Origin of the sequence: Variovorax sp. dw_308 (genome assembly GCF_019207085.1) — a bacterium.
GTDB lineage: Bacteria > Pseudomonadota > Gammaproteobacteria > Burkholderiales > Burkholderiaceae_C > Variovorax.
This window is the reverse complement of the sequence record NZ_JAATOM010000059.1, coordinates 1-5,861: the sequence shown is the minus strand read 5'-3', so window position 1 is coordinate 5,861 and position 5,861 is coordinate 1. Positions and strand designations below refer to the sequence as shown.

The 5,861-nt window shown below is 66.3% G+C and carries 6 protein-coding genes; 4 read left to right on the top strand and 2 right to left on the bottom strand.

Translation table 11 applies throughout. From position 1 onward, the window contains the following. Positions 1–346: 346 nt before the first annotated feature. Together HCU76_RS35935 and HCU76_RS35930 are read left to right on the top strand one after the other, a co-directional pair. Positions 347–490, top strand: a complete 144-nt coding sequence (locus HCU76_RS35935) for a hypothetical protein (RefSeq protein WP_218512008.1) — start codon at positions 347–349, stop codon at positions 488–490. A 49-nt stretch (positions 491–539) separates the two neighbouring features. Further along, positions 540–1,388, top strand: a complete 849-nt coding sequence (locus tag HCU76_RS35930) for a TauD/TfdA family dioxygenase (RefSeq protein ID WP_218512009.1) — start codon at positions 540–542, stop codon at positions 1,386–1,388. 271 nt (positions 1,389–1,659) lie between these two features. Here the strand turns inward: HCU76_RS35930 and HCU76_RS35925 are convergent, their stop codons facing one another. Continuing rightward, a complete protein-coding gene (locus HCU76_RS35925) occupies positions 1,660–3,249 on the bottom strand; it encodes an aspartate:alanine exchanger family transporter (RefSeq protein ID WP_218512007.1) in 1,590 nt (529 codons plus the stop codon). A 256-nt stretch (positions 3,250–3,505) separates the two neighbouring features. On the opposite strand from HCU76_RS35925, the gene HCU76_RS35920 reads away from it, so the two are divergent. Continuing rightward, positions 3,506–3,832 (top strand): Rieske 2Fe-2S domain-containing protein, encoded by a 327-nt coding sequence (locus HCU76_RS35920; RefSeq protein WP_218512006.1) that lies wholly within the window; start codon positions 3,506–3,508, stop codon positions 3,830–3,832. A 121-nt stretch (positions 3,833–3,953) separates the two neighbouring features. Further along, the gene (locus HCU76_RS35915; protein ID WP_213959905.1) at positions 3,954–4,751 is read left to right on the top strand and encodes a DUF3047 domain-containing protein; all 798 of its coding nucleotides are present in this window, start codon (positions 3,954–3,956) and stop codon (positions 4,749–4,751) included. A 17-nt stretch (positions 4,752–4,768) separates the two neighbouring features. Here HCU76_RS35915 and HCU76_RS35910 read toward each other — a convergent pair whose 3' ends face one another. Beyond that, complete coding sequence (locus HCU76_RS35910) at positions 4,769–5,779, bottom strand: YeiH family protein (RefSeq protein ID WP_213959906.1); 1,011 nt, start codon at positions 5,777–5,779, stop codon at positions 4,769–4,771. Positions 5,780–5,861 lie beyond the last annotated feature (82 nt).

Below are 5,861 nucleotides of genomic sequence, written 5' to 3'. Positions count from 1 at the left end.
GGTTTTATGTCTCCTGAATGGGTATGGAATCGATGAGGTAACTGTAGGGATCGCGGCCCGGCGACGCTTCGCAAGTCACGACACGCATTTCGCTTTTCGTGCCTGAACCTGCAGCGCCGAATTCACTGTTCACAGCATCGGGATGCGCCCGATCGGCACGCCGACCGGGCCATGGCTCGCCACTCCCGGCAGTCCCGTCGAATCGGCTTCAATCGCGCGAGCATCCGGTCGGGCTGCTCGACCCAGGGCCTGCATGCCGCTGGCCGGTCGAAATTGATCTTGGACAGTTCGAATCGCGGTCGCCGCACTATGCTGGCACCGTGGGCGAGGTGCCAGGGACACGAGGGTGCCCGATGCCTTGCTGACCCCGCCGCCCGACTTCGCGTCGCCGATGCCCGAGGGCTATCTGATGCTCGAAGCGCCAAGCGGAGACTGCCTGCCGGGGCCGGGCACGCGATTGCAAGGAGACAACGATGAGCAGATCTACTGAAGCCGGCGCCCCTGCCGCAGCAACGATCGCGCGCGGCCGTTCGAGCGCCATCCGGGTTGAAAAGCTGACCCCCACCATCGGCGCCGAGTTGCACGGCGTCGATCTGGCTGACGCAGTTCACGACGACGCGCTGTTCGGCGAAATCCGGGCCCTGCTGCTCGCGCACAAGGTCCTGTTCCTGCGCGACCAGCATTTCACGCGCGCCGAGCACGTCGCCTTCGCCCGTCGCTTCGGCCCCCTGGAAGATCATCCGGTCGTCGGCACCGACCCTGACCACCCGGGGCTGGTACGCATCTACAAAGGCCCCGACAGCCGCCAGGAGCAATACGAAAACGCCTGGCACTGCGACGCGACCTGGCGCGAGTGTCCGCAGATGGGCGCGGTCCTGCGCTGCGTTGAAGGTCCCGACGTCGGTGGCGACATGTTGTGGGCCAACATGGCCGAGGCTTATCGCCGCCTGCCCGAGCACATCAAGGCACAGATCGCGCCGCTGCGCGCGCGCCACAGCATCGAAGCCAGCTTCGGCGCCGTGATGCCGACCGAAAAGCGCCTGGCGCTGCACGCGCAATACCCCGACGCCGAGCACCCGGTGGTGCGCACGCACCCGGAAACGGGCGAGAAGGTCCTGTTCGTCAACGCCTTCACCACGCATTTCACGAACTTCCATACGCCCGTGAACGTGCGCCTGGGCCAGGACTACGCACCCGGCGCAAGCCTGCTGCTGAACTACCTCATGGGCCAGGCCAGCGTGCCCGAGTACCAGGTGCGGTTCCGTTGGAAGACAAACAGCGTCGCCATCTGGGACAACCGTTGCACCCAGCACTATGCGGCGCAGGATTTCTGGCCGGCGGTACGCAACCTGGAACGCGCCGGCATCGTCGGCGACGCGCCGCACTGAAGCAGGCAAGCGCGATCACACCATCGACGTGATCCTGACGCGCTGTCGTTGATCGGCCGGCACAACGCGGCGTGTGTTGGGCTGAGGGCGGTGGGTATCCCCCGCAGCGAAATAAAGGAGGAGCCGAAGGCGGGGGACATTCGCGGAGGGGGATACCCACCGCCCTCGGACCGCGCCCCTGCTTCCGTCCGGGTTTCTCAATGAAGATCGCATTCGGCAGCTTGCACCCAGCCCTCACCACCGATCCGCGGGCGCCCCCGTCTCGCGCCCCTCAGTTCCCCCAGGTCCCGACGACCTGGACCAACAGGATCTTTAGCACCGTCATCGACGGGAAGATCATCGCGTAGCCGATGTCCGGCCTGTCCGTCGGTGCGATGCGGTTGGCGAATGACAGGATGGCCGGGTTGCCGGTCACGCCCGAAATGATGCCCGCGGCCGCATCGAAGGGCATCCGGAAGACGAAGACCGTGACCAGCAGCGTCACGATGACGAGTACCGCCACGATGGCGCTGCCCAGCAGCAGGTAGAGCAGGCCGCTCTTGGCGATGGTGGCGGCAAAGGTCGCGCCCGACGAGATGCCGACCACGGCCAGGAAAAGCGTCAACCCGAAATTGCGCAGCACCAGGTTGGCCGACACGGGCATCGACCACTGGAAAGGCCCGGTGCGGCGGCGCCATCCGAGGAACAAGGCGATCAGCAGCAGCCCCGCAAAGCCCAGCGTGAAGCGTCCGATGAACGGGAGCGGCCATGCAATGGCACCGAAGCCCAGGCCCAGTGTGACGCCGACGCCGATGGCGATGTAGCTCACCTCGCCCGTGCCGCGCACCGAGTCGCCGAAGATCTTGCCGATCTCGGGAAAGCTCGCGCGCGGGGCCAGCACGCCCACACGGTCGCCGAATTCGAGCAGGCGATCCGGGTCGGGATGGAGGTCGGCATCGCTGCGGCGCAGGTGGAGGATGCGTGCGCCCAGTTCGGGCGCCAACTCGACGTCTCCCAGCCGTTTCCCGGCGATCTTTGCGTTGGACACGAAAAAGCGGTTGTAGTCCAGGTCGCTGCGGTCGCGCACCATGCGGCCCGGATCCGACGTGCCGAAGCGCGATGCGGCGTTGACGAGCGCCGCCTTGTCGGTGCCGGTGAGAAGCAGCACGTCGTCGCGTTCCAGGGTCGTCTCGCCGGTTGCAGGAATGTTGTGATGGCTGCGCCGGATCGCCACGATCGACACGCCCGCAGGCAGGTTGCGCGACGCGTGGCTCAGGGTCATGCCCAGCACGCCGAACTCGGTCACGTCCACTTCCTCCGTAAGCATCACGACTGCGCCACGCTTTTCGAGTGGGGGCTTGGCCATGGCGTTGTACAGCCCCAGCAGCAGGATCGGCACGGCGACGCCGAGCGGGTAGGCCACCGAGTAGCCCGTCGCGGGCGCGGTGCCGAACACGGCGATCGCGGCCTGCAGCGCCGCTGTGCTGGTGCCGGCACCGGCGAACGCGCCCAGCGCCTCACCCAGCTCGACGCCAGGAATCCATCGAACCGCGGCCAGGGTCAGGGCCAGCGCAGCGGCGACCGCGATGACGGAGGCCAGGTTGGCCTTCGCGCCCTCCGCGCTGCTCAGGCCCCGGAAGAACTGGGCACCGTAGGCGATGCCCACGCCATAGAGGAACAGCAGCAGGCCGACGTTGCCCAGCAATGCCGGCAACACGAGCTTGGGCGCAAACGCGCCCACCGCCAGCCCCACGAAAAGTACGGCGCCTGAGCCCAATGAGAATCCGCCGAGGTTGACAGCACCCAGCAAATAACCCAAAGCTATGGTGAGAAACACTGCCAGCAGGGGCTGGGCCGTCAGGAAGGTGCTGATCGATGTCATGGTGCTCCCGGAAGATGGCCGCCAACAACGGTGAGCGCAGTGTAAGGATTCAGCCCGGTCTTGAGTCACTTTCATCCAGCGACCGCATCGCACGAGGAGATCCCATGAAGACAGCCGTGTTCGGCACGCGAAGAAACGACAAGGCCATCATGGCGGCGGCGAACGCCAGGGCGGGGGCCGGGCTGGTCAACCGTGTGCCGGCTTCGTGACTGCCTTGCCGGAGGGCTCCGCGCCAGGCGCTGTATCGGGCCCCGACATGAACAGCCTTCGCTGGATCTCGCTCCCCGGCTTCGCGCCCCCACAGGCCGGCACCAGACGCTTCTTGCGTGTGGAGGATCGCAGCCTCCTGGTCTTTTGCATTGACGACGTCATGCATGCCATCGAGGATGGCTGCCCGCACGCCGGTGCCTCCTTCTTTGGCGCCTCGCTGGAAGGATGTGTCGTGAAGTGTCCGGCACACGGCCTCCGGTTCGACCTGAGAACCGGCTGCATGGTGGGCGGGCCCGGGCTGAAATTGAAGAAGCTGCCCATCGTCTTCCTGGACGGCACATGGCGCGTCGCATTCGACGAGCCGCCTGCCTGACGCCCCCGGACACTTTTTGCATCCGGGCGATTCCCGATGGGGTATTTATCTTGTCGCTCGCCTGCGTCACACTCCGGGTCGGGAGGCACAACACCCATTTCTCCAGCCATAGAGGCCAACCATGGACAACATGAGATTCCAGTCTGGGCGCGGACGGCGTTTGCTCGCTTCTGCGGTATTGCCTGTTGCGGCCGCGCTGCTCTGGATGGCGGCCCCGGCGGCGCGCGCCGATGGCTTGTTGACGCCGTTCTCGACCGCGCCGGGTCCGCAGGCGCCCGCGCCCTGGCGCTTCACGACCTTGCCCAACAAGGCGCCGACGAAATTCGAGGTCACCCAGCTCGATGGCCAGAAGGTGCTCAAGGTCGATGCCGACAAGTCCTACGGCAACCTTGTGCATCCCACGCGGGTCCAGCTCAACGACGAGGCCACACTCGCCTGGCGCTGGAAGGTGGAGGAATTCGTGGAAGGCGCCGATCTGCGCACCAAGGGCGGCGACGACGGCGCTGCCAAGATGTGCGTCTTCTTCGACTTTCCTGCCGACCGGCTGTCGGTGGGCGAGCGCACCAAGCTCGCACTGGCGAAAACCTCGACCGGCGAATCGGTGCCCACCCAGACGCTCTGCTACGTCTGGGATGTGAAGGAAAGCAAGGGCAGCGAATTCGACAACGCCTTCACCAAGCGCATTCACATGGACGTGCTCGAATCAGGCGCGACCGACAAGACCGGTGGCTGGCTGACCGAGCGCCGCAAGCTTCTGGCTGATTACAAGCGAGCCTTTGGCGCCGAGGCCGGCGATACGACGCCGGACGTGGTGGGGGTCGCGATCCAGGCCGATGCGGATAACACCAAGGCTCACGGGATCTCCTATTTCTCCGACGTCGATCTGCGCGGCGTACCCGCCGCAAAACCTGCGCAATAGCGGCCCGCCCGTGGTTCTCACATACCCCAGTGCAACATCGCCGCGACGAGCGCCGCGAGGAAGACGGTTTCCCCGACCATCAGCACGATCGGCTTGATGCCGACGCTGGCGAGTTCCTTGAGCTGGGTCTTCATGCCCAGCGCGCTGATGGCGACGACCAGGCACCAGCCCGAGAGGTCGTTCGCAAAGGTCTGCACCGACTTCGGAATCCAGCCGGTGCTGTTGACAGCGGCCAGCAGGACGAAGCCCACCGCGAACCAGGGCAGGATCGGCGGGCGCTTGCCGCCTTGCTCGCCCCCGTGGCGGCGGCTGATCATGACCGCGCAGACGATGACCGGCAGCAGCATGGCCACGCGCATCAGCTTGACCACCGTGGCTGCATCACCCGTCTCCGGCGACATGCCGTAGCCCGCGCCCACCACCTGCGCCACGTCATGGATGGTGCCGCCCAGGAACATGCCCGCATGCGTGGCATCGAAGCCCAGCAGCCTGACGATGAGCGGGTAGACGATCATGGCCAGCGTGGACAACGCCGACACGCCGATGACTGTGAACAGCGTGGCGCGCTCCTTGCCCGGATGCGAGGGCAGGGCCGCAGCCAGCGCCATCGCGGCCGAAGCGCCGCAGATCGCGGTGGCACCGCCGCTGAGCAGGCCGAACAGCGTGTTGAAGCCCATTGCCCGGGCGGCAATCATCGCCACGACGATGGTGATGACCACCGAGGCCACCACCATCACCACCGGATGCCAGCCCAGCGCCGCAATCTGCGAGAAGGTGATGCGCATGCCCAGCAGCGCGACACCGATGCGCAGCACTTCGCGCGAGGTGAACTCGATGCCCGGCTTGCAGGAGCCCTCCACGGCCAGGAAGTTGACGGCCATGCCGAGCAGCAGCGCGAACAGCATGACCGGTGCGTGGTAGTGGCCCGCCAGGAAGGTGGCGGCCGCAGCCACCACGACGCTGATCAGGAAGCCGGGGACGAGCGGGTGGACGCGTGCGCGCAGCACGCCGATGGAAATGGCAGTCATGGGGGAAATCCTGAGCTAGGAGATGGCGCGGCCGGCGCCGAGGGCACCGGCCGCAGCAGGAGTGGAGGAGGGATGCGTCAGC

Coding starts and splice junctions, on each gene's coding strand:
- HCU76_RS35925 (WP_218512007.1), bottom strand. CDS start 3,249: ATGACATCGATCAGCACCTTCCTGACGGCCCAGCCCCTGCTGGCAGTG.
- HCU76_RS35920 (WP_218512006.1), top strand. CDS start 3,506: ATGAACAGCCTTCGCTGGATCTCGCTCCCCGGCTTCGCGCCCCCACAG.
- HCU76_RS35915 (WP_213959905.1), top strand. CDS start 3,954: ATGGACAACATGAGATTCCAGTCTGGGCGCGGACGGCGTTTGCTCGCT.
- HCU76_RS35910 (WP_213959906.1), bottom strand. CDS start 5,779: ATGACTGCCATTTCCATCGGCGTGCTGCGCGCACGCGTCCACCCGCTC.